The organism is Sinorhizobium sp. 22678 (genome assembly GCF_052044265.1).
Classification (GTDB): domain Bacteria; phylum Pseudomonadota; class Alphaproteobacteria; order Rhizobiales; family Rhizobiaceae; genus Sinorhizobium; species Sinorhizobium meliloti_A.
Window position 1 is genome coordinate 1 of sequence record NZ_JBQEMS010000038.1, and the last position, 23,113, is coordinate 23,113.

Genomic DNA, 23,113 nt, shown 5'->3' on the forward strand with positions numbered 1-23,113 from the left:
GGCATCGAGGTCAGCGTATGGCGCGCGCTCGAAATTTCCGACAACCTCGCGGTGGCCGCACACGATCCGATGAAGCTGCCCGGCATTGTCCGTTCGATGGACACGAGCGATGTCAATGCCATCGTGCTGTCCGCCTGCGTTCAGATGCCCTCGCTGGCGGCTGAGCGCGCCATGGATCGTCAATGCGCCGATGAACTGCCGCATCTTCGAAACATGGGTCGACACCCAGCTTGCCCCGACGTTGTCAAAAGGCGATGTCGTCATCCTCGACAATGTCGGTTTCCATAAAAGCGAGCGTGCCGAACAGTTGGTCAAGGCGAAAGGGGCGTGGCTTCTCTTCCTGCCGCCTTATTCGCCGGACCTGAACCCCATCGAAATGGCATTCTCAAAACTCAAAGCGCTTCTGCGAAAGCGAGCCGCTCGCAGCTTCGATACGATTACGCAGGCGCTCGGCGACATCATGGGCCTCTTCTCAGTCGCAGAATTCCTCCGTGAGAAGGCCGAAGGTTACATCGAACTGCGCCACTCGCTCGGCTACTCTTTTCAGCAAACACGCCGGCACGTTGCGGGCTTTCGCCCGCTGCGTTGAACGCGCTCAGTTCGATCCGCCCGCCACCCGGATGATGGCGAGGTCGCCCCACAGCAATCTTGGCTCTCTACTCAAGAGGGGATGCTGCAGCGCCAATGCGATGCAAGCTATGCGTGTTTTTCATGATATTTTCAAGCAGCCCCATCAGCAAAGCGGACACCACAAACGCCAGATGTATACCGGTCAATACCACGAGCTGGGAGCTCTCGTATTGGCCCGCGTTCAGAAAAATTTGAAGCAGATGTATCGACGAGATAGCAACGATGGATGAAGCGACCTTGATCTTCAAGCTCCCGGAATCAAGCTTACCCATGAACGAGACCTCGCGGTCGTAGTGTTTCTCCGCTTCATCAAATCGACTTACGAAGTTCTCGTAGCCAGAAATCATCACCATAACGATCAGCCCGCCGACCAATGCGCCATCAATCAGCCATAATATAGACAGGATCATGTCTTCTGCGCTGGCATCCAAAACAGAACCCGCTAGCTTGATGAATTTCAATCCGAATGAAACGCTATAGAGCGCCAGCGCTGCAGCTAATCCAAAGTAAAAAATAACGAGTATCCGGCGTCTATACAGGATGACGCGCTCGATGAGCATTTGCAATGACTTCATAACTATACATATCAACTCGGTTTCTGGAGAGGATTCATCGTCGATTTTATATTTGCTTCAGGAGGTTAAAGGTTCGGCGCCCGTTCTCTGATTGCAAAGGGAGGCGAGAGTGCCGGTGATTCGGACACTCCCTAAAAGCTCAGCTAGGCTCTCTTTCAGGCATGGCAGAAGAATGATGCGACGAAATCAGCCATTTGCCGTTCTTGAATTCGTAGGTGAAGGTATAACGCGCAGGGACCTCGGTGCCGTCCTTCAACGTAAAGGTGTAGATGCCCGTGTCGATGGCATCGTTGCAGCCGAGTTTGATCGTCCGGCTGTCGATTTCCCCCTTGGGATGCTTTTGCAGGAATTCAGCGAAGTATTCGGCGCGTTCCTTCTGGGTCAGGCGTGGTTTGTTCGAAAGCGTAGGCAGAAGAAGGGCATCAGCTGCATAATTTTCTACGACCTTTTCGGGATCAAGCGTCGATAGAGAGGCGTTCCATCGATCAAACAGATGCTCGACCTGTGTTTTAGTGATCGGCGTGCATTCGGTGGCAAGGGCCGGCGTCGCCAGCAGAGCCGCGAAGGAAGCGGCGAGTAAGTGTCTTTTCATCTCAGTCTCCATCAACGTTTGTTTTCTATCCGCAATGCGGAGGCGCGACGTAGTTATCCCAGCCTAGGCAGTCCAGATCGTTCCGAATGATTTGTGGTCGCCGGGCGCGAACAGTGCGCGATATGGATAAGTTGAGCGCAATTGGGAGCTCTTCGGCGGCGGAAGTCGGCTCGGCGGAGCGATATCCGGTTGCTTAGTCTTACTGAGTCACAAATCCTGGGATTCTCGCTGAGCAATGCTGTGCTAGCGTAAGCGATTCGTAGTCAGCAGGAGAACGCTGAGATGAATGGCCTGAGCATGGGAAGTGAAGCAGCCTTTGCGGCTTATGTCCATAAGCCGGTCGATGTGATCGGGCACGCCGATCGGGCGGAGCCGCTCAACGATTATTGCCTCGGACTAATGCTGCCGGTGGACCGCAAGAGTGTCGAGGCTCTGGCGGCGGTGACGGCGCCAGCGCGGGCATCGGCCAACCGTGTCTGACGAGGCTCTCCTGGCGCGGGTTCGTGACTTGGTGCTGCCGCTGATCGAGCAGAATGGGCGTATTTAGGCTTAGATCGTGGATGACACCGGGTTCCCCAAGAAGGGCAAGCATTCGGTCGGGGTTGCGCGGCAATATTGCGGCCAGCTCGGCAAGCAGGACAACTGCCAGGTCGCGGGCAGCCTCTCGATCGCCAACGTCGCGGCGAGCTCGCCGATTGCCTATCGGCTGTATTTGTCCGAGATCTGGGCCGATGATCCCGCGCGGCGGCGCAAGGCGAAGATTCCTGACAGCGTCGCGCTCCAGACGAAGCCCGCAATCGCGCTCGACCAGATCCGCGCCGCTCAAGCGGACGGAGTTGCGCCCGGCGTGGTTTTGGCCGACGCCGGCTATGGCGCGGACGGCGCATTCCGCACCGGCCTGTCGGCGCTCGGCCTCGACTATGTCGTGGCAACCGACACTTATTAGTGTCTGGCGACCCAGCGAGGAACCATTGCAGCCCAAGCCCTGGCGTGGAAAGGGTCGGCCAACCCCGCTGATGCGTCGCAGTCCTGAACACAGACCGATATCGGTGAAAGCGATGGCACAGGAGCTGCCGCACGAAGCCTGGCAGACCATTGGCTGGCGGGAAGGAACGAACACCGATCTCAGTTCCCGCTTTGCCGCCGTGCGCGTCAGGCCCGCCTCCAGGGGTTACAATTTGACTGCCCCCGTGCCGAGGAATGGCTGCTGATCGAATGGCCCGAGGGCGACACCGAGCCGCTCAAGTACTGGCTCTCCACTCTCGCCGCCGACGCTTCGCTCGCAACGCTCGTCAGCACCGCCAAGCTACGCTGGCGGATCGAGCGCGACTATCAGGAACTCGGGCTCGGCCATTACGAGGGGGCGCGGCTGGCGCGGCTTCCATCATCATGCAAGCCTTTGCATTGCCGCTAACGGATTCCTCATCTCCCAAAGGGAGAAGATTCCCCCCTCAGCGCCGATCAAAACCAAAAACCGCCCGGAACCTAACGTTCCCGAAGGTTACCGACTCCGCGGATCCCCCGATCCGACCCGAACGACACACGCCAAATTCGATCGCAACCGTCCGTAGGCACTTGACCGTCGCACTCAGTCCCAACCTTCAGAGATTTCCATGCTGCACCAGGATCAATGCCGCTAGAACCTACAAACTTGTGACGCAGTAAGACTAGCAGGCTGTTTAAAAAGAAACTGGCCTGGAGGCTTTCGCCGTGATTTCACTCACGTCGAGTTTTGGAGTCATGCATGCGCGGCGGCGATGTGAGGGCGGGTGAACTCTTCAGCTATGTCGATCTGGAGGATCGAGTTCGTCGTGATCATCCACTGCGCAGAGCACCGCCCGCCTCATGTCCGTGCCCGGCGTGGGACCGCTATGGCAGTCGAGGCTTTCGCGCCCACCATGGTGACCTTCAATGACGACCAAGAACGAAGATTACAAGGATTCCGCTCTGGCTGCAGCGTAGCAGGTGATGAGCTAAAGTCAGGACGGATCGTCGGCGTGTGAGGAGGTCAGCGAACGGTAAGGACGAAAATCGGTGAGAGTAGGGCTCGTCGAGCTGACTTTGCACGAGGTCCGCGTAGCTCCATACCGGCCAGCGGTCGTATCCGTGGCACCCCTGGTCACGGTGGCTCGTTCAAGTCCGTGAGATGCTGTCCAAAGGGCGCTGATTTTCTGCAGTTATTCTGGTGCTTCCTCTAATCGACTTCTAGAAATCCCTCGAGGATCGATCTGCGAGTGATTGTTGGCGCAGCCTACCGGTCCCGCACGTCGATCTTGCAAGCCTGAAGGCTTTGGCAGGATTGTCGAAAGACGCTCTTGCGTGATCACAATCTGCGTTAATGGGCGCAGCATTGGTCTCTCACGGAACGAGTCGGAGAGATATCCAGCCCCGCCAGTCCATGACATATCAGTTCGATCTGTTTTCGGCCCGGGAAGGCAGCGGGGACCCTGCATTGGCCGGAGGAAACACACCAGGCGCTGACGGCGCTCATGCACGCAAACTGCGTGGGGGTGCCTCACACCAGAAGGAAGCCGGTCATGATGCATGAGAAGATCGGCCCGCATGAGCGGAAGGCCGTCCTATAAGTTCGGTTGTCCACGGCTCACCAGGTTCTCCACAATCGCGAAAGCGGCACCCTCCAATATTCCACGCGCGACCGGCTGGCAGCGCCTGGATAGGCGCACATCGACACTACCAACGGGGCGGGCGTCAACCAAGTGCTCATCCGCTGCTTTTTCGGCAGCAGGGAAGAACCGTTTCATGACGCCTTCCGTCCAGTGGAGGAGTGTTACTTGCCGGGGCGGCAGCAAGTTCTTTGGACGTACGCCCGGCGGCTTCGGTCATACTGCCTCCGGCCATTAACCTCTGCTGGTGTCCAACCATGGCGGACCTCGGATTAATTATTCAATAGCATAAAAGATTTCCGTTACGAATCCCCATGTACGTGGACAATTCTTGATGAGGTTGACAATTTCAGCATTGTTAATTATCCAAGAATGGAATAAACACGGGACATGGCACGATAGAGATGTGCTTTTTATCTATTGAACATAGCCATGCCACCCCGACGCTGGCTCGGTTGGGCGCTCGCAGCAATCGGTGGTCCGCGCGCCAAGGTGATCGTGCCACTAGAAAGTCCAAACCTTGATCATCCGCTTGGCCGTGTTTCCGACGGCTTGAATGCCGCGCCGATTGCGGGGTCGCACGACCCCTTTCGACAGGTCAACTTCGGTCGTCACCGGCGAAGCGGCCTGGATGCGCCCGACGAATTCGGAGGCCGTGCATTACCTCGCGAGCCTCGCTGCCAAAGTTGATAATACACCTCTGGAAGAATTAGGATTTATGGGAATACCCACTTGATGATGTGTGAGATGAAATTCCGACGCCATCCCCGACACGATAGTGGCTTGGATGGACTGTCAAGATTAACAAAGAAACCTCTTACCACGCGATAAACCGATAATTTCGAGAGGAATAATAAGTATGTCAAACAAGGTTGGGGCACCTCGGGAGATCAATACGGGCGAGTCGCGTGTGGCGCTGACACCTGACAGCGCGGTGCAACTTGCGAAACTTGGCTATAGCAGCATCATCGAAACGGGTGCTGGCGTTGCGGCTGGTTTCTCCGATGATGCCTATCGCGCCGCAGGCGTTGAGGTGGCGCCTTCGGCAGAAGCGCTTTGGGCTTCGGCAGATGTGGTCGTCAAGGTACGGCCGCCCGAACCGAGCGAGGGCGCGTATCTGTCTGCGGACAAGACGCTGATCTCGTTCTTCTATCCCGGCCAGAATGCCGAGCTGCTGGAGCTTGCCAAGGCGAAGGGCGCCAACGTCATCGCCATGGACATGGTTCCGCGCATTAGTCGCGCCCAGAAGATGGACGCGCTGTCGTCGATGGCCAATATCGCCGGCTATCGCGCGGTGATCGAGGCCGGCAACAATTTCGGCCGCTTCTTTACCGGCCAGGTGACGGCCGCCGGCAAGGTGCCGCCGGCCAAGGTCCTGGTGATCGGTGCGGGCGTCGCCGGTCTTGCTGCGATCGGGGTCGCCACCTCGCTTGGTGCCCAGACCTATGCCTTTGACGTGCGTCCCGAGGTCGCCGAACAGATCGAGAGCATGGGGGCCGAATTCGTCTATCTCGATTTTGCCGATGGTGAGGGGGGCGCTCAACAGGATGGCGCTGCAACAGGCGGCTATGCGGCGCCCTCTTCACCGGAATTGCGCGAGAAGCAGCTTGCCAAGTTCCGCGAGCTTGCGCCTCAGATCGATATCGTCATCACCACGGCGCTGATCCCCGGCCGCGATGCACCGAAACTCTGGCTTGCCGACATGGTGGCCGCGATGAAGCCGGGATCGGTGGTGGTCGACCTTGCCGCCGAGCGCGGCGGCAACTGCGAGCTGACGGTTGCCGATCAGCGGATCGTCTCCGACAACGGCGTCGTCGTCATCGGCTATACCGATTTCCCGAGCCGCATGGCCGCGCAGGCATCGACGCTCTATGCCACCAATATCCGGCATATGCTGACGGACCTGACGCCGGGCAAGGATGGCAAGCTCGTCCACAACATGGAAGACGACGTCATCCGTGGCGCGACCGTCACCTTCGAGGGTGCGATCACCTATCCGCCGCCACCGCCGAAGATCGCCGCGATCGCGGCGCAGAAACCAAAGGAGAAGGTGAAGGAACCGACGCCGGAAGAAAAGCGAGCCATCGAGGCCGCGGCCTTCATGGCCCAGACGAAGAGCCAACTGGCGCTTCTTACCATCGGCACGGCGCTGCTGCTTCCCGTCGGTGCCTTTGCGCCGCCGGCCTTCATGAGCCACTTCGTCGTCTTCGTGCTCGCCTGCTTTGTCGGTTTCCAGGTCATCTGGAACGTCTCGCATTCGCTGCACACGCCGCTCATGGCCGTCACCAACGCGGTCTCCGGCATCGTCATTCTCGGCGCTCTGCTGCAGATCGGGTCTGGCAACTGGCTGGTGGTGCTGCTTGCGGCGCTCTCGGTGCTGATCGCCACGATTAACATCGTCGGCGGCTTCCTCGTCACGCGGCGCATGCTCGCCATGTTCCAGAAATCCTGATCGGGCAGGGGTAAACATCATGATGATCGGTATCGTAACGGCCGCCTATATTGCGGCAGCCGTTCTCTTCATCCTCTCGCTCGGCGGGCTCTCGGGCCAGGAAAGCGCCAAGCGCGCCGTCTGGTATGGCATGACCGGCATGGGCCTTGCCATTGTCGCCACGGTCTTCGGACCTGATGTCGGCAACTGGTTCATCATCGCCCTGATGATTGCGGGTGGTGCCGTGCTCGGCCACTTCGTCGCTTCCCGCGTGCAGATGACCGAGATGCCGCAGCTGGTTGCAGCGCTGCATTCCTTCGTCGGTCTCGCCGCCGTGTTCATCGGCTTCAACGCCCACATCGAAGCGACTGACGTTGCCGGCCTCGATGCGGCGGCCCGCTCTGCACTGACCGGCTTTGCCGCGATCCTTGCACACAAGGAGCCGGTGGAACTGTCGATCATGAAGGTCGAGGTGTTCCTCGGCGTCTTCATCGGCGCCGTCACCTTCACCGGCTCGGTCATCGCCTTCGGCAAACTCGCCGGCAAGGTGGACGGCAAGGCGAAGAAGCTGCCCGGCGGCCATGCGCTCAATGCCGGCGCGGCGCTGCTTTCGCTTCTCCTGCTCATCCTCTACGTGAATGGCGCCGGCGCGTGGACGCTCATCCTGATGACGCTCGCCGCCTTCTTCATCGGCTATCACCTGATCATGGGCATCGGCGGCGCCGACATGCCTGTCGTCGTCTCGATGCTGAACAGCTATTCCGGCTGGGCTGCGGCCGCCATCGGCTTCACGCTGGGCAACGACCTTCTCATCGTCACCGGCGCGCTGGTCGGCTCCTCGGGTGCGATCCTCTCCTACATCATGTGCAAGGCGATGAACCGCTCCTTCATCTCGGTCATCCTCGGCGGCTTCGGCGGCACGACGGGTCCGGCGATGGAAATCACCGGCGAGCAGGTGGCGATCGATTCGGAAGGCGTCGCCGCCGCGCTCAACGATGCCGACAGCATCATCATCGTGCCGGGCTACGGCATGGCGGTGGCGCAGGCCCAGCAGTCGGTCTCCGAACTGACGCGCAAGCTGCGCACGGCCGGCAAGACCGTGCGCTTCGCCATCCACCCCGTTGCCGGCCGCCTGCCTGGCCACATGAACGTGCTGCTCGCCGAGGCCAAGGTGCCCTACGACATCGTTCTGGAAATGGACGAGATCAACGAGGACTTCCCGAACACGGACGTCGTCATCGTCATCGGCTCGAACGACATCGTCAATCCGGCCGCCCAGGAAGACCCGAACTCACCGATCGCCGGCATGCCGGTGCTGGAAGTGTGGAAGGCCAAGCAGGTGTTCGTCTCCAAGCGTGGTCAGGGCACCGGTTATTCCGGCATCGAGAACCCGCTGTTCTACAAGGACAATACCCGCATGTTTTACGGCGACGCCAAGAAGAGCATCGACCAGTTGCTACCGGCGCTGGCATGAGCGGGGAATTCGCGATGAAAAAAGGGATCCCCGAAAAGTTGGAGCTCGATACGATCGCCTTATGGCAGGAAAGGCCCGCGCCAAACAATGCAAGCGCGGCACGCACCTCCAACGGGATCGCTCCCGCCACCTAGGCCATCTCGCTCGAGTCGTAGCCGCCCGCTACGGGCAGGGTCGAATATGAAGTTCAGAGGTTTTGGCAGTGAAACTTGGTGAGTGACTGAAAACTGCGCTTTGAAAGACGATGCTTCGACGAACTAGTTCGTTTGATTGGCCGTTGCAATTCCGAAATGGGCTGTGTGTTACATTTTTGCTTTTGTGAGTTCAGTTGTAGGCAAAGCAACACTGCTCAAATCACCGTCCAGTTCCATAAACTGCGTTATGTGATATGTTATATCATAACATACGTCATGCGGTAGATATTACGAATTCCCAGCCTCCTCCCGAGGCACCTCGGCTGCCGTCGCATAGGTTCCGACGGCAGCCACTTTTTCTCGGGGCGCCGCCGTCTCGGCTTTCATCGCGACGTCGATGCTGCCGTCCCGTACCACACCTGCCGCCGACCGCGGGGCAACTGAGTGCGATGTTTGTCATGAAGGAACGGATACTTTCACCACTTGAAAAAACCTGCCTTCGATGGATTGCTCGCGGCAGGACCATCGCAGAAATCGCTTCGCTTGAAGGAAAAGCCTTGGTCGAAATCGAACAACACTTGGAGAATGCCTGTGCTTCGCTCGGGGCAGCGTCGATCGAGCAGGCACTAGAGAGGGCAAACCTTTCCGAGTCCGATTGATTGGAGATTGGAGAGAGCGGTCCAGAGGCGCTGCCCGCCGGGGATGGGTGTTGGGTCCGTGTTGCAAACTACTGATTTTGGAGGATCCATTGCGCTATGCTCGGCTCCCTGTTTTTGGGATGGGGGCATCCAACGCCGACAGTTGTTCGGAGGCCGGTGGGACGCCCTTTCTTTACTCCGAAGCTGAACCACAGGACCAAAAGATCTTCGTCGAAGGAAAGCTTTATATTGTCGGCCGGTTCAGAGCATGGAAGGGAAAGAACTGTTCCTGGGCGAAAACACCTTTCGATGCTGCGCCTGACGCCTACGCCCTTTGTCTGCCCGCTTCGGAAACAGAAAGTGCCGCAAAACTTGTTTCTCCGACGCGAACCAGGGGCTTTATAACTAGTTCCACCCGGCTCGGAGAGTTCATTCAACTCGAGCGCGGCAGCTACGTCCTGCTGGCATTCGAGAAGGCGGCAATGATTCGGCAAGTTAGTGCGCTGCTTGAGGGACCGGTTGTAGATGATGTCGAATTTGACTGCGTTGTCGACCTGACAACCGTAAGTGGTTCGAGGTTGGCGGCACTTGGCAATCTTGTCTGGTATCGCATTGATGGTTCCGAGGGAAATAGCTTCCCGCTGGCGGCGATCGAGCACTTGTTCCAAGCAACGATGATCGCACTTTTGAGAGCTGTCCCTAACAACTACCTCCGCCGAGTTGCGCAGTCGACTTCGCCGGCCGTGCCATGGCGTGTAAAGAGAGCGATCGAATACATGCATGCCAACCTGTCGCGTTCCCTTGCGGTGTCTGAAATAGCGCGCGAGATCGGGACGAGCGTGAGGGCATTGCAGAGCGCTTTCAAGCAGTTCAAGGGAACGACACCCTTGACATACCTGCGAACGATCCGCCTGGAAGCTGCTCGCAAAACTCTGCTTGGCAACACAACCTCTCTGCCAATCTCCGACGTCGCACGAAGTGCGGGCTTTACCCACATGGGGCGGTTTGCTGCGGCTTATCAACAAGCGTTCGGCGAAACGCCGTCGGAAACTGTGAGGATGCGCTGAAGTTTTCGCTGTCGCGCGACCGGCTTTCGGAAGCGAGGCACGGTAGATGGACGATTGGCATCGTCGGCTGGACCGAGATACGCGGTCGATGTGCTACGCGCGCGGTAACAGGGGCAAGCGATCGGATGAGGCTGAGAGCTCAAACGAAGCAAGCCAATCCCGCTCTCTTTTGATGGCGTCCTGGCCCGGTTCCGGATCTTCCGCGATCAACCCACAAGGGGTCCGCTAGCAAGCTGCGGCCGCTTCCGCTTCGCGTCGCGGTGATCGCGCCCGGACCCCGTGCCTTTTGAGGAGCCATCGAGCGGGAATTGGCCCGCTCCCGAAGGAGCCTCTCATATGTCGCACGATCTCTCTCTCGCCCAGTCCCACGCCTTCCAGCTCTCCCGTGACCTGATGGTCCCGGTCACCCTCTTCGAGGTCGACGGCGAATACGGCGTCCTTCCGTCCGACGAGATCGACGCCGACGACAACCTGGCGGTCGTGCATGAGTACATGCCCTGGCCGGCCCATTGAGCCGGCATTGCGCCCTTGGCGTGCCGCTTGCGAGCGGCAGGCCGCAAGGGAAGCTGCGCCGCGGCCAATTCAGCTTGCATGATCCGACAATTGCGCGTCCGCGCCCTTGCGGTCTTTGCTCTTCGCGGCCTGCCGAAAGGCGTCCGTGAACGGACGGGTAGGCAAGGATTATGGAGGCCGATCGCTGGGCGATCGGAAGAGAAAATGAAGAGAAGAGAGATTGAAGCGCTGCGCGAGCAGGTCAGTTGTGCGGCGGTGCTGGAGCATGCCGGGTTTGCAATAGACGCGAAAGAAAGCACGCGGCGGGCGGTCAAGTTCCGGCGCGGCGGTGAGATCATCATCGTCACTTACGAAGGACGCGGATGGTTCGATCCTCTGTCTGAAGCGAAAGGCGATGTGTTCCGGCTCGTCGAACATCTCGATCGTGTCGGTTTTCTCGAAGGCGCCGAACGGGTCGCGGATCTCGTCGGGTTTCGGATCACGGGACAGGACTGGCAGCCCGCAAGGGATGGCGAAAGATGTGACCTTTCTCTTTCCGATCGTTGGCAGGCTCGCCGCCGTCCCTGGCCAGGTTCCGCGACATGGCGATACCTTAATGGCGAGCGCCGTCTGCCAGCCTTCTTGCTCACAACGGCGATCAAAGGCGACCTTCTGCGGGAGGGTCCGCAAGGCAGCATGTGGGCGGCGCACAGGGACCATGCCGGGGTCTTGACCGGTTGGGAGGCGCGCGGTCCGCACTACCGGGGTTTTGCTTCCGGAGGAACGAAGGTTCTTTTCCGCCTCGGTTCTGACAGCGCATTACGTCTGGCTGTCACGGAAGCCGCGATCGACGCCATGAGCCTCGCGGCGCTGGAAGGTTTGCGGGAGGGCACGCTTTATCTCAGCACTGGCGGCGGATGGTCGCCGACGACCGAGGCAGCTCTACGGGAGCTGGCTGCGCGGCCTGGCGTCCAGATGGTTGCGGCGACCGACGCCAATCCTCAGGGCGACATGTTTGCCGAGCGACTGCGGACGCTCGCCGTCGATGCCGGCTGCGACTGGACGCGGCTTCGGCCGGCCAAGGAGGATTGGAACGAGGTCCTGAAAATCAGGGAGATGGAAAAGAGGGAAAAGAAAGACGGAGAAGGCGTGGTGCCGCATGTGCGCCGCCCGCGTCAAGGGAGGCTTCGCCCGGCTTAAGCCGGCCCTTGACCCCGGCAGCTGCGATGCCGGCGGCCCGGAAGGGGTCACGAAGGACTGAAGAGGAAGGCAAGTCGTAAGGACCGTGCCGCGCTTCGGTCCGAAACCTCCGAAGGAGCCGCAGATGAACCCCTCTCCCGCAATCCGAAAAGTCTTCCAGGGCATCGCAAACCGACCGCTGATGTTCCGCATGTTCGACCGTCATCAACAACGTCCCAACCGCTGGGACGGCGACGCAACGCCGCTCTACGCCGGCGAATGGTTCGAGATTGGCGAGGCCGAGCACGACTATATGTTCGAAATCCTGCCGCCGCTCTGGATCCGCGGTTCGATGTTCGCGATGCGTGAGTTCCTCACCGGCTCGGTCACATCAGTGTTCTTTGCGCTCCGGATCGATGAGGCGATCCGCTATTTCCACGGCTATTGCGACCTTTCCGATCAAACCTCCGTCGAGGCCATGCGCGTTGCTATTATCGAGCGCGAGAGCCGCCCGGTCCGCGCACTGACGCGCGAGGAACGGCTCGAGCATATCTGGAGCAGCACGGCGGACGACTATCGCGGCTATGCCGGCGAGCGCTGGCCGGAAGGCTCGCGCGGCAAGCGCACGGTGATGCTCTACGGCGGGAAAGGCAGCACGTTTCTGAAACTGCTGGAAGACCTCAGCGACGACGAGATCGCCGCCAAGCTGCCGGTGCAACTGCGCCACCTCCCCTCGCCGATCGCGGCCTGAGAGGTGCAACCATGCTCACCTTTCCGCTTGCCACCGTGCGCGACGTGATCGCGCGCGGCCGCGCCGATGCCGAAGCCAATGGCGGCTTTCGCAACCCCTATTATGGGTTGAGGCCCGGCAAGGACGAACAGCCGGGTCTTTGGCTGGTCGGAGATCATGGGGTCTATCTTCTGTCGAACGGCAAGCTTGTCGGCGGTCAGAAACCCCTTGTCGTCTATGCCGAGGAATGCAATCCGGGCACCAACGACAATTGGTTCGAGGTCAAGCGCCGGACGTTCGGCGGCGACGACGGTGTCGATTTCCTCGATGCCGGGCAACTGGAGGCGATGATGGCGGCGAGCCCCAATGCCACGCATCTCCGCATCGTTTTTGCTGATAACACCATGCAGCTGATTTTGATCGGGCGCGACTAGCGCTCGGCCGACCGTAGCCGCGCCGCCCATGCAGGCGGCGGCACTTTCACCCCTTCGCGTTCCCTCGACTGCCCTTGCGGCAGATCGATGACGCGCGCTCACAAGGAGCTTTCGATGAGCAACGACCCCTTCACCTTCGATATATCAGGCAGCAGCCTATTGTCATCAGGACTCGGTCTTGGCGTCACCGCGTTCGGCGGTTTTGCCGCCAATGACGACGATCCCGACCCGACCCCGCCCACCCCGACGCCTGCGCGGGCTCTGCCGGCGGCCAACCGGCCGCTCCCGCGAAAGCAGGGTCAGCGCACCAACTTCTATCTCGACGACGGGAATCGCGAGCTCGCCGCGACCTGGAAGGAACGGGCGCGCATCAACGTTGCCGCGATCCTCACGGCACATGAACTCGAGAAGCTGGAATTGCCCGCAACTCCGGAAGCCCAAGCGAGGCTGATCCGGTTCACCGGCTTCGGCGCTGGCGAACTGGCGAATGGCATGTTCCGGCGGCCGGGGGAGATCGACTTTCGCGCGGGCTGGGACGATCTTGGCACATCGCTGGAATCGGCCGTCAGCGAGGGCGAGTACGCTTCGCTTGCCCGTTGCACGCAATATGCCCACTTCACGCCGGAATTCGTAATCCGGGCAATCTGGAAGGGCATTCAGCGCCTCGACTGGCGCGGCGGCCGCGTGCTGGAGCCGGGGATCGGAACCGGCCTGTTTCCGGCGCTGATGCCGAAAGAATACCGCGACGTGAGCTACGTCACCGGCATCGAGCTCGATCCCGTCACCGCGCGCATCGTCAAACTGCTGCAGCCGAAGGCGCGCATCATCAACGGCGACTTCGCGCGCACCGACCTCAATGCGATCTACGATCTTGCTATCGGAAACCCACCCTTCTCCGATCGGACGGTTCGCTCCGACAGGCAATATCGCTCGCTCGGCCTACGCCTGCACGACTACTTCATCGCCCGGTCGATCGATCTCCTGAAACCGGGTGCTCTGGCCGCCTTCGTCAGCAGCGCCGGCACGATGGACAAGGCCGATGGCACGGCACGCGAGCATATTGCCAAGTCCGCCGATCTCATCGCAGCGATCCGCCTGCCCGAAGGCAGTTTTCGGCGCGACGCCGGCACGGATGTCGTGGTCGACATCCTCTTCTTCCGCAAGCGTAAGGCAGGCGAACCCGAAGGTGACCTCTCCTGGCTCGATCTGGCGGAGGTCCCGCCAGCGATGGAGGGCGAGGGGGCAATCCGCGTGAACCGCTGGCTCGCCGAGCACCCGGAGTTCGTGCTCGGCAATCACGCCCTGACCTCTGGTCCCTTCGGAGAGACCTATACCTGCCGGCCACGCGCCGACGAGGAGCTCGAGACGGCGCTGACGGCAGCGATCGCTCTTCTCCCGAAAGACCTCTATGACGGCGAGCCGACCGCCATCGACGTCGAATTGGAAGAGGAGCTTGGCGAGATCGTCGATCTCCGCCCCGGCAACGCCAAGGTGCGCGAAGGCAGCTATTTCGCCGATGTCAGACATGGTCTCATGCAGGTCGTCGACGGCGAGCCGGTCGTGGTGCAGGTACGCAAGGCCCGCGGCGGTGAGGGAATTTCGGAAAAGCACGTCCGCGTCATCCGCAAGCTGATCCCGATCCGCGATACCGTGCGCGAGGTCCTGAAGGCCCAGGAGACCGACAAGCCTTGGCGCGATCTGCAGTTTCGCCTTCGGATTGCCTGGTCGAGCTTCGTCCGGGACTTCGGGCCGATCAACCACACGATGGTCTCGGTAACCGAGGATCCCGAAACTGGGGAGGTGCGAGAAACCCATCGCCAGCCGAATCTCCAGCCCTTCCGCGACGATCCCGATTGCTGGCTGGTTGCCTCCATCGAGGACTATGACCTCGAAACCGACACCGCAAAGCCTGGTCCCATCTTCTCGGAACGGGTTATCGCGCCCCCTTCCCCGCCGATCATCACCTCCGCGGCCGATGCCTTGGCGGTCGTTTTGAATGAGCGCGGGCGCATCGACCTCGATCATATCGCCGAGCTTCTGCATTGCGACACGGATGCTGTTCTCGATGCGCTTGGTGAAACGATCTTCCGCGATCCGGACGACGGCTCCTGGCAGATGTCGGACGCCTATCTCTCCGGGGCTGTGCGCACGAAGCTCGGTGTCGCGGAAGCCGCCGCCGCGCTCGATACCGCCTATGAGCGGAACGTCCGTGCGCTTCAGGCGGTGCAGCCCGCCGATCTCCGCCCGTCTGACATCACCGCTCGGTTGGGCGCGCCGTGGATCCCGGCAGCCGATATCGTCGACTTCGTGCAGGAGACGATGGGTGCCGAGATAAAAATCCACCACATGCCGGAACTCGGCTCGTGGACGGTCGAGGCCCGGCAGCTCGGTTGGACGGCCGCCGGCACATCGGAATGGGGAACCGACCGCCGGCACGCCGGCGAGCTTCTCGCCGATGCGCTGAACAGCCGCGTGCCGCAGATATTCGACGTCTTCAAAGATGCCGATGGCGAGCGGAGGGTGTTGAACGTCGTCGACACGGAAGCCGCGCGCGACAAGCTGCAGAAAATCAAGACGGCCTTCCAGAACTGGGTCTGGACCGATCCTGACCGGACCGACCGGCTGGCGCGGGTCTACAACGACCGCTTCAACAATATCGCGCCGCGAAAGTTCGACGGCTCCCATCTGAAACTTCCCGGCGCCTCAGGCGCCTTTGTTCTTTATGGGCATCAAAAGCGCGGCATCTGGCGGATCATCTCGTCGGGATCGACCTACCTTGCGCACGCCGTCGGCGCCGGCAAAACCATGACGATGGCTGCCGCGATCATGGAGCAGCGCCGGCTCGGGCTGATCGCCAAGGCGATGCTGGTCGTGCCGGGCCATTGCCTCGCCCAGGCGGCGCGTGAATTCCTGGCGCTTTATCCGAACGCCCGTATCCTCGTCGCCGACGAAACCAACTTCACCAAGGACAAGCGCGCTCGCTTCCTGTCGCGGGCCGCAACGGCGACCTGGGATGCGATCATAATCACCCACTCGGCCTCCCGGTTCATCGCCGTGCCGTCCGTCTTTGAACAACAGATGATCCAGGACGAACTGGAGCTCTACGAGGAACTGCTGACCAAGGTCGACAGCGAGGACAGGGTCTCCCGCAAGCGGCTTGAACGCTTGAAAGAGGGCCTGAAGCAACGACTGGAGGGGCTCTCCACCCGCAAGGATGATCTGCTGACGATTTCTGAGATCGGCGTCGACCAGATCGTCGTCGACGAGGCGCAGGAGTTCCGTAAGCTCTCCTTTGCTACGAACATGTCGACGTTGAAGGGTATCGATCCGAACGGTTCGCAGCGCGCCTGGGATCTCTGGGTTAAATCCCGCTTCATCGAAACCAAAAATCCCGGCCGCGCTTTGGTGCTCGCCTCCGGCACGCCGATCACCAACACGCTCGGCGAAATGTTCTCGGTCCAGCGGCTGCTCGGGTCCGACGCGTTGCGCGAGCGCGGGCTGCATGAGTTCGACGCCTGGGCCTCGACCTTCGGCGACACGACGACGGAACTCGAAATCCAGCCTTCCGGCAAATACAAGCCGGTCAGCCGTTTCGCGAGCTTCGTCAACGTCCCGGAGCTGATTGCGATGTTCCGGTCCTTCGCCGACGTGGTTATGCCGGACGACCTCCGCGAATACGTGAAGGTGCCCAATATCTCGACGGGCCGGCGGCAGATCCTGACGGCCAAGCCGACCCAGGCCTTCAAAAACTACCAGACCGTGCTCGATGCCCGCATCAAGGCAATCGAGATGCGCGAGGGGCCGGCACGGCCCGGCGACGACATCCTGCTTTCCGTCATTACCGATGGGCGCCATGCGGCCATCGATCTCCGCCTGGTCGACGCGGACAATGACAACGAACCGGACAACAAGCTCAACCTGCTGATCCGAAACGCACACCGTATCTGGCAGGAGACCGCGCAAAGCACCTATCTCAGCCCGGATGGCAAAGTGTTCGATCTGCCGGGTGCGGCGCAAATGATCTTTTCCGATCTCGGCACCATCAATGTCGAGAAGAGCCGCGGCTTTTCGGCCTACCGCTGGATCAGGGACGAGTTGGTCCGCATGGGCGTTCCCGCTTCGGAAATCGCCTTCATGCAGGACCATAAGAAGACCGAGGCCAGGCAGCGGCTCTTCGGCGATGTGCGCTCCGGCAAGGTCCGCTTTCTCATTGGCTCGTCTGAGACGATGGGGACGGGCGTGAATGCCCAGCTCCGGCTCAAGGCGTTGCATCATCTGGATGTCCCATGGTTGCCGTCACAGATTGAACAGCGCGAGGGTCGGATCGTGCGGCAGGGCAATCAGCACGATGAAGTCGATATCTTCGCCTATGCCACGCAAGGCTCGCTCGATGCCAGCATGTGGCAGAACAACGAACGCAAGGCCCGTTTCATCGCGGCAGCACTCTCCGGCGACACCTCGATCCGGCGGCTGGAAGATCTTGGCGAAGGGGCGGCCAATCAGTTTGCGATGGCCAAGGCGATTGCCTCCGGCGACGAGCGCTTGATGCGGAAGTCGGGTCTCGAGGCGGACATCGCCCGTCTCGAACGGCTGCGCGCCGCTCATGACGATGACCAATATGCGGTTCGCCGGCAGATCCGTGACGCCGAGCGCGATATCGAGATCTCGGAGCGGCGGGTTGCGGAAATCGGCAAGGATATCGAGCGCCTTGTTCCGACCGCGGCCGACGCCTTCGCCATGACTGTCGTCGGTGAGCCTTTCGACGAGCGGAAGGCCGCCGGCCGCGCCTTGATGAAGGAAATCCTCACGCTTGTTCAACTTCAGCAGCAGGATGAGATCGTCATCGCCTCGATCGGAGGCTTCGATCTCATTTATTCCGGCGAGCGGTTCGGCAAGGGCGACGGATATCGCTACAAGACGTTCCTCCAGCGTACCGGTGGGACCCAAGAGATCGATCTCGCCGTGACCGTAACGCCGCTCGGCGCGATATCCCGCCTCGAGCATGCGCTTGATGGCTTTGACGGCGAGCGGGAACGCTATCGCCAACGGTTGCAAGACGCCCACATGCGCCTCGCCTCCTATCACTCGCGCGAGGGAGCTGCGTTTGCGTTTGCGGAGGAACTGGCCGACAAACGCCGGCAACTGCGGGAGGTCGATGAGGCGCTTGCTGCCGAGACACGCAATGACGGCCAGCCGGGCGCGCAGGCGGCATAAGAGCCGCCGTCGAACGAGAAGTGTATGACGGGATGGGTGCAGCGCAGCATACGCATAGCTGCATTGCACAATAAATGCCTTCCATCTGGTCAAAAAACATTCATACTGCACACAGCTGATGCATCGGCGGTCTCCTCCCAGTTCCGCCGCACCAGCTGTTCCCCTCTGGAGGTTTATTGACCTTCACACTTCATGGGCCGCGGTTTCCGCTGGCCCATTTTTTTTTGACCCATCACATCAAGCGCTGATGCGCTCGCTCCTTTCGCAAGGCGAAAAAGAAGGGAGAGAAGGAAGAAGGGAGGAACCCGGTCGCAGATCGGTCCGCCGGTCGCCGCTTCCGCTCAACCGCCGTCTGCGCATCCCGGCCACTCGTCCTTCGCAGGGCTGCCAGCCCCGCTCGTCCTTCGCGGCAGCGATGCTCGACCGCAGTTGCCCCCGGCTGGCCGCTCCGCGGTCCGGAAGGTGTCTTCAGGAAAGAATGAAGACTGGAAGGATCGGCAGAGGCCGCATCCCAAAATCCCCGGAAAAAGGAGCATCCCATGTATCTCATGAAGGTCGATCCGCGTGCGCTGAAGGATAACCCCGACAACACGCGCCAGTCGAAGTCGACGCCGCAGGCGGACGCCCTGCTGCTGGCGACGATCAGGGCCGTCGACATCATCCAGCCGCCCGTCGTCTTCCCGGAGCGCAACGGCGGCAATGGGTTCATCATCGAAGCGGGTCATCGCCGCCGGCGCCAGGCGGTTGCCGCGGGCATCGAGGAGATCGAGGTCCTGGTGGTCGAGGCCGCCAACGACAACGGTGCGATGCGGTCGATGGTCGAGAATATCGCCCGCGAGCCGCTCAACCCGGTCGACCAATGGCGGGGGATCGAACGTCTCGTCGCGCTAGACTGGACCGAGGAAGCCATCGCGGTTGCCCTGACCTTGCCGGTGCGGCAGATCCGCAAGCTCCGGCTCCTCGCCAACGTTCTGCCGGCGATGCTGGATCATATGGCGAAGGGCGACATGCCGTCGGAACCGCAGCTGTGCACCATTGCGGCCGCCGCGCTCGATGAGCAGAAGGAAGTCTGGAAGGCGCACAAGCCGAAGAAGGGCGACACGGTGTCGTGGTGGTCGGTTGCCAACGCGCTTTCGAAGAAGCGGATGTACGCGAAGGATGCGAGCTTCGGCGACGACCTGCGGCAAGCCTACGGCATCGAGTGGGTCGAAGACCTCTTTGCGCCCGCCGACGAGGACAGCCGCTACACCACCAATGTCGAGGCCTTCCTCGGCGCGCAGCAGGAGTGGATGACGATCAATCTGCCGAAGAAGGGCGCGATCGTCGAGGTCAACAACTATGGCCAGCCGGACCTGCCCAAGAAGGCCGAACGTGTCTATGGCAAGCCCGGCAAGGGCGATAGCACCGCCATGTATCTCGATCGCGAGGGCAAGGTTCAGTCGGTCCACTACCGGATGCCGGAAGTCCGGAAGCCGAACGGGCAGACCGGCTCGTCCGCCGATCGTTCGACCGGGGCCGATGATGAAGCAATCTCGGCCTCGAAGGCGCGACCCGGCGTCACGCAGAAGGGCCAGGACATGATCGGTGATTTCCGCACCGATGCGCTTCACGACGCGCTCGGCCGGGCGCCGATCAAGGACGACATGCTGATGGCTTTGCTGGTGCTTGCCTTCTCTGGCCAAAACGTCCGCGTCGATTCCGGCGCCAACGACCATGTGTTCGGGACGAAGCGCATGCAACGTCACGCTGCCCGGCTCTTCTCCGAAGATGGGAGGCTGTCGTTCGATATGGAGACGGTTCGCGTCGCCGCCCGTTCCACCCTGGTCGAGGTCCTGTCGTGCCGGCGCAATATCTCGAACAGCGGCGTGGTCTCGCGCATCGCCGGCGAGGCGATCGGCGCCGACGGCTTCCTCCCGAACATGGGCACGGAAGACTTTCTCGTGTGCCTCTCGCGTCAGGCGCTCGAGGCGGCGGCAAAGGAGGCGAATGTGCTTCCCCGTGCCCGGGTACGCGAAACACGCGCGGCGCTCGTCGACCATTTCAAGGAGGTCCAGTTCGTGCATCCGGCGGCCCTCTTCTCGCCTGATGCAAAGGACCTCGCCGACCTGATCAAGCATGCCGACCATCTCGACGATGATCGTGATGACGACCCTGCGGTGAGCTCGAATGCAGCTGGGGATCCTTCGGAGGCTACGGTTGCTGATCTGGATGCCGAGCAGTTCGAAGAGCCGGCAGACGGATCCGAGAACGCAGACGCGGACGAAACCGCCTACGGCATCGCGGCGGAATAGCCGCGTTTCCACATCCATCTCCACCGATCCCGCCGCCGGCCATCACCGGCGGCGCTTTCGTTTTCACAATCCGCAAAACCTGAAGGAGAAAGCTCATGTCTGCGTCCTTGATCTATGATCTCGCCCCAATTGGCTCCATCGTCGCCTGGTCGGACGGCACGGCGCGCCCGCCGGAGCGCCACAAGAAAAAGCTCGCAGCCTGGGAAACCCGCAACAGCAAGGGCCGCCTGATCCGCAAGCAGGGAAAACGTGGCTTCGGCAATGTCAGCCTGTCGCCGGATTTTACCCTTCACGAGGGCGATTTCGGTGGCGGCGGCGTGATCGCCATCCGCATCCACCGGACCTTCTCGCTCGACAGCGAACTGGCCTTCAAAGTCATCGAGCGGCCCGTGCCGGGATCCGTCCATGTCTTCGACCGCGCCGGCGCCAGCGCGGAGCTCGTCCATCTGGCGACCAATCGGCAGGCCACAGAGGAGTGGCTGAGCCGGCATGGCTACCCCAATGCCGTGCTCGAGGAGGTGACCGCCGACGAGGTTGCCGCTGATCACGTCGAAGGGAGGGTGGCGGCATGAATCCCCTCTCACAACCTTCCGAACTCTCCACCCCTGATTCGTCAGGGGTGGAGTTTGGTCGCAGTGCCGATGGTTTATCCGTTGCGCGCATCGGCGATCTCGTCTTCGCCATGGTGCCGGCGCGGAATGGCCGATATTTCCTCGCCAGCGCCTGGCGCATGACGCGGCCCCTCTCCGACCTCAAGCGCGATGACTTCTATTCGCACCACGGCTCCGTCGCGAATGAAGCCGCCTTTCAAGGCCGTATGGTTGAGCAGGCGGAACATTTCCGGGAGCTTCGAGCTCTCGCTCGCCAGTCCGTCCGCATGAACTGCAGCACGCCGTGGGGCGCTTCCCAGGGGGCCACCGTCTATGCGGATGGGATTGTCTCCCACACCACGGCTGGACATGGCGGCTTCAAGCTGTCCGCCGTCCGCGACGCCGCGGTCCACCCGATGCTGCAGGCCGGTGGCGGTTGGTACGAAGAAGACGCCGCCTGGGCGATCGTGGCGCTGACCTTTCCGGATTTGTTCACGCGCTATGAGCGGAAGTGCGCGGACAAGACGGTCCGGGACTCCTGGCCGGACGCCTGGGAAGCAATCTATGGTCGCTCGCTCCTGCCTGGCGAATCCTGCGAGAGAGACAGCCAGGCATTCGCACAGGTGCATGCCGGGGACTGGATCGTTATCGCAGCACTTCGTTCGGACCATCATCCCGGCATGACCGAGGCGATTGCGACCATTGGCGGAAAGCGTGACGAAAGGGCGGAGGAGCGCCGCTTTCTGGTGCCAAGCAGTGACTATGCTGTCGGCCGCTTCGGTTTCGTCATCGATGAGACGAAGCATGCTGCTTATGACGGTCCCTCCAGCTTCGCCAGCTGGCGTCGGAGGGCCGCGTGATGTCCGGTTTCGCACAACACGCCGCACAGCTCACCCGAATGGAAGCGGCGCGGCGGCAGACGGAGCATCAGCTGGAACTGATCGATCGCCAGATCACGCGCCGAATGACCGCACTCATTCCGCTGCTCGGCCGCCGTCACGCCGGCTACCGTCGAGGCAAGCCGCCAGAGCCAGTTGCTTTCCTCGAACGCTACCGGTCGAACCTGGCGGCGCTGACCGCCGAGCGTCAACCGGAGGTCGACGCGCTCACGCGCAAACTTGCCCGGCAGGACTCCGCCATCGCGGCCATGCGGGCGCGCCATCGGCTGCCCTTGCATCGGGTCGGGGGTGGAAGTGCTGGCTCAAGAGGAGGTGAACGCCCATGAGCACGATTGGCGAACTCGAGCGAAGGGCCGGTATCGGCTCCTCCCCTCAAGAGCGGACAGCGTTCTGGATCCGGTTCCATCATCTCGAGAGTGCCGAGTGCCTGAAGGCCGGCGTGGCGGAGCTCAACAGGCTTATTGCCGAAATGGCGGCAACGCCGGTCGTGGCAAACAAGATCGCCACAACGCGGCCCAAGCGGGAGAGGCTTCCGCCCTTGACCGCAGAGGAGGAGCAGGCGCTTCAGGCATATGCCGCCAAGCACGGTCGACGGTGGAAGTGGGTCCTCAACCATGTCTGGATGGGCGGCGCACCATATGACGACGGGGCCACATTGCGCCGCCTGCGCAATTCCCACGGTCCGTCCTGGCTTCACACTTATCGTCTGCCGAAGCCACGCCCCGGCGAAAAGGCAGCTTCGGAGTTCCAGCCGGACGTACCGGAAACCTGATCCGCCGGTCAGTGAGCAGGGCTCCGGCGTCCAGCCCAGCCCCTCCAAACCCTGAATGCCGCGACCGCCTCTCTGGCGGTTGCGTGTGAGCCGGGTCCGCGCAGTGGCACTCCTCAAGCGGGCTGCCTGCTTCAGGCGGCGTCCGAGGGCTGCGGCTCGCTGTGGGCTTCCTGTTCAATGACTTCCACTGTCGGACCAGTTCCTTGCCGGCCTCCGTTCGGTTTTGCTGCGGTCTGAACCGGCGGCCGTCCGTTTCAAGGCCGCTGTCGCGCCGCGGGGCGGCCGGACCGCGCCGTCCTCACCAAAGCAGGGCCGCGCGCCACGCGAGGTCAGCATGACCTGCTTGC

Annotated in this window: 17 protein-coding genes and 2 pseudogenes; 17 read left to right on the top strand and 2 right to left on the bottom strand. The window is 61.4% G+C overall.

Annotation, left to right across the window (positions count from 1 at the left end; all coding sequences use genetic code 11):
- Nucleotides 1-156: pseudogene (locus ACTJKL_RS30395) on the top strand (Asp/Glu racemase); the annotation flags it as partial.
- A gap of 34 nt (nucleotides 157-190) precedes the next feature.
- Nucleotides 191-589: a transposase gene (locus ACTJKL_RS30400; RefSeq protein WP_440637126.1), complete on the top strand. Its 399-nt coding sequence runs from the start codon at nucleotides 191-193 to the stop codon at nucleotides 587-589.
- A 67-nt stretch (nucleotides 590-656) separates the two neighbouring features.
- Here ACTJKL_RS30400 and ACTJKL_RS30405 read toward each other — a convergent pair whose 3' ends face one another.
- Nucleotides 657-1,205, bottom strand: coding sequence for a YqhA family protein (locus ACTJKL_RS30405; RefSeq protein ID WP_440854630.1), 549 nt, complete (start codon nucleotides 1,203-1,205; stop codon nucleotides 657-659).
- 139 nt (nucleotides 1,206-1,344) lie between these two features.
- Nucleotides 1,345-1,797, bottom strand: coding sequence for an SgcJ/EcaC family oxidoreductase (locus tag ACTJKL_RS30410; RefSeq protein WP_064334239.1), 453 nt, complete (start codon nucleotides 1,795-1,797; stop codon nucleotides 1,345-1,347).
- Nucleotides 1,798-2,079: 282 nt separating this feature from the next.
- On the opposite strand from ACTJKL_RS30410, the pseudogene ACTJKL_RS30415 reads away from it, so the two are divergent.
- The 15 genes and pseudogenes from ACTJKL_RS30415 to ACTJKL_RS30485 all read left to right on the top strand — a co-directional run bounded on the left by ACTJKL_RS30415 (nucleotide 2,080) and on the right by ACTJKL_RS30485 (nucleotide 22,766).
- Nucleotides 2,080-3,368: pseudogene (locus ACTJKL_RS30415) on the top strand (IS701 family transposase).
- A gap of 1,912 nt (nucleotides 3,369-5,280) precedes the next feature.
- A complete protein-coding gene (locus ACTJKL_RS30420; protein WP_440854631.1) occupies nucleotides 5,281-6,873 on the top strand; it encodes a Re/Si-specific NAD(P)(+) transhydrogenase subunit alpha in 1,593 nt (530 codons plus the stop codon).
- Between the two features lie 19 nt (nucleotides 6,874-6,892).
- A complete protein-coding gene (locus ACTJKL_RS30425; RefSeq protein ID WP_440854632.1) occupies nucleotides 6,893-8,326 on the top strand; it encodes an NAD(P)(+) transhydrogenase (Re/Si-specific) subunit beta in 1,434 nt (477 codons plus the stop codon).
- Nucleotides 8,327-8,909: 583 nt separating this feature from the next.
- A complete protein-coding gene (locus ACTJKL_RS30430; RefSeq protein ID WP_440854633.1) occupies nucleotides 8,910-9,119 on the top strand; it encodes a LuxR C-terminal-related transcriptional regulator in 210 nt (69 codons plus the stop codon).
- Nucleotides 9,120-9,208: 89 nt separating this feature from the next.
- Nucleotides 9,209-10,165: a helix-turn-helix transcriptional regulator gene (locus tag ACTJKL_RS30435; protein ID WP_440854634.1), complete on the top strand. Its 957-nt coding sequence runs from the start codon at nucleotides 9,209-9,211 to the stop codon at nucleotides 10,163-10,165.
- 336 nt (nucleotides 10,166-10,501) lie between these two features.
- On the top strand, nucleotides 10,502-10,678 hold the full coding sequence (locus ACTJKL_RS30440; protein ID WP_440854635.1) for a hypothetical protein: 177 nt from the start codon (nucleotides 10,502-10,504) through the stop codon (nucleotides 10,676-10,678).
- 204 nt (nucleotides 10,679-10,882) lie between these two features.
- Nucleotides 10,883-11,857, top strand: coding sequence for a DUF3991 and toprim domain-containing protein (locus ACTJKL_RS30445; RefSeq protein ID WP_440854636.1), 975 nt, complete (start codon nucleotides 10,883-10,885; stop codon nucleotides 11,855-11,857).
- Nucleotides 11,858-11,981: 124 nt separating this feature from the next.
- Entirely contained in the window at nucleotides 11,982-12,587 is a 606-nt protein-coding gene (locus ACTJKL_RS30450) for a DUF1419 domain-containing protein (RefSeq protein ID WP_440854637.1), read from the top strand.
- 11 nt (nucleotides 12,588-12,598) lie between these two features.
- Nucleotides 12,599-13,000, top strand: a complete 402-nt coding sequence (locus ACTJKL_RS30455; RefSeq protein WP_440854638.1) for a DUF3085 domain-containing protein — start codon at nucleotides 12,599-12,601, stop codon at nucleotides 12,998-13,000.
- Between the two features lie 114 nt (nucleotides 13,001-13,114).
- Nucleotides 13,115-18,214: a helicase-like domain-containing protein gene (locus tag ACTJKL_RS30460; protein ID WP_440854639.1), complete on the top strand. Its 5,100-nt coding sequence runs from the start codon at nucleotides 13,115-13,117 to the stop codon at nucleotides 18,212-18,214.
- Between the two features lie 539 nt (nucleotides 18,215-18,753).
- Nucleotides 18,754-20,505: a ParB N-terminal domain-containing protein gene (locus ACTJKL_RS30465; RefSeq protein ID WP_440854640.1), complete on the top strand. Its 1,752-nt coding sequence runs from the start codon at nucleotides 18,754-18,756 to the stop codon at nucleotides 20,503-20,505.
- A 95-nt stretch (nucleotides 20,506-20,600) separates the two neighbouring features.
- Complete coding sequence (locus ACTJKL_RS30470; protein WP_440854641.1) at nucleotides 20,601-21,077, top strand: UCP036055 family protein; 477 nt, start codon at nucleotides 20,601-20,603, stop codon at nucleotides 21,075-21,077.
- On the top strand, nucleotides 21,074-21,955 hold the full coding sequence (locus tag ACTJKL_RS30475; RefSeq protein ID WP_440854642.1) for a DUF7007 domain-containing protein: 882 nt from the start codon (nucleotides 21,074-21,076) through the stop codon (nucleotides 21,953-21,955). Before ACTJKL_RS30470 ends, ACTJKL_RS30475 begins: the two co-directional genes overlap by 4 nt.
- Complete coding sequence (locus ACTJKL_RS30480; protein ID WP_440854643.1) at nucleotides 21,955-22,320, top strand: hypothetical protein; 366 nt, start codon at nucleotides 21,955-21,957, stop codon at nucleotides 22,318-22,320. The genes ACTJKL_RS30475 and ACTJKL_RS30480 overlap by 1 nt, the downstream gene beginning before the upstream one ends.
- Complete coding sequence (locus tag ACTJKL_RS30485; protein WP_440854644.1) at nucleotides 22,317-22,766, top strand: hypothetical protein; 450 nt, start codon at nucleotides 22,317-22,319, stop codon at nucleotides 22,764-22,766. The genes ACTJKL_RS30480 and ACTJKL_RS30485 overlap by 4 nt, the downstream gene beginning before the upstream one ends.
- Nucleotides 22,767-23,113 lie beyond the last annotated feature (347 nt).

What these genes read in the sequence shown, in the direction of transcription:
- ACTJKL_RS30400 (WP_440637126.1), top strand. Translation starts at nt 191, where the DNA reads ATGAACTGCCGCATCTTCGAAACATGGGTCGACACCCAGCTTGCCCCG.
- ACTJKL_RS30405 (WP_440854630.1), bottom strand. Translation starts at nt 1,205, where the DNA reads ATGAAGTCATTGCAAATGCTCATCGAGCGCGTCATCCTGTATAGACGC.
- ACTJKL_RS30410 (WP_064334239.1), bottom strand. Translation starts at nt 1,797, where the DNA reads ATGAAAAGACACTTACTCGCCGCTTCCTTCGCGGCTCTGCTGGCGACG.
- ACTJKL_RS30420 (WP_440854631.1), top strand. Translation starts at nt 5,281, where the DNA reads ATGTCAAACAAGGTTGGGGCACCTCGGGAGATCAATACGGGCGAGTCG.
- ACTJKL_RS30425 (WP_440854632.1), top strand. Translation starts at nt 6,893, where the DNA reads ATGATGATCGGTATCGTAACGGCCGCCTATATTGCGGCAGCCGTTCTC.
- ACTJKL_RS30430 (WP_440854633.1), top strand. Translation starts at nt 8,910, where the DNA reads ATGTTTGTCATGAAGGAACGGATACTTTCACCACTTGAAAAAACCTGC.
- ACTJKL_RS30440 (WP_440854635.1), top strand. Translation starts at nt 10,502, where the DNA reads ATGTCGCACGATCTCTCTCTCGCCCAGTCCCACGCCTTCCAGCTCTCC.
- ACTJKL_RS30445 (WP_440854636.1), top strand. Translation starts at nt 10,883, where the DNA reads ATGAAGAGAAGAGAGATTGAAGCGCTGCGCGAGCAGGTCAGTTGTGCG.
- ACTJKL_RS30450 (WP_440854637.1), top strand. Translation starts at nt 11,982, where the DNA reads ATGAACCCCTCTCCCGCAATCCGAAAAGTCTTCCAGGGCATCGCAAAC.
- ACTJKL_RS30455 (WP_440854638.1), top strand. Translation starts at nt 12,599, where the DNA reads ATGCTCACCTTTCCGCTTGCCACCGTGCGCGACGTGATCGCGCGCGGC.
- ACTJKL_RS30460 (WP_440854639.1), top strand. Translation starts at nt 13,115, where the DNA reads ATGAGCAACGACCCCTTCACCTTCGATATATCAGGCAGCAGCCTATTG.
- ACTJKL_RS30465 (WP_440854640.1), top strand. Translation starts at nt 18,754, where the DNA reads ATGTATCTCATGAAGGTCGATCCGCGTGCGCTGAAGGATAACCCCGAC.
- ACTJKL_RS30470 (WP_440854641.1), top strand. Translation starts at nt 20,601, where the DNA reads ATGTCTGCGTCCTTGATCTATGATCTCGCCCCAATTGGCTCCATCGTC.
- ACTJKL_RS30475 (WP_440854642.1), top strand. Translation starts at nt 21,074, where the DNA reads ATGAATCCCCTCTCACAACCTTCCGAACTCTCCACCCCTGATTCGTCA.
- ACTJKL_RS30480 (WP_440854643.1), top strand. Translation starts at nt 21,955, where the DNA reads ATGTCCGGTTTCGCACAACACGCCGCACAGCTCACCCGAATGGAAGCG.
- ACTJKL_RS30485 (WP_440854644.1), top strand. Translation starts at nt 22,317, where the DNA reads ATGAGCACGATTGGCGAACTCGAGCGAAGGGCCGGTATCGGCTCCTCC.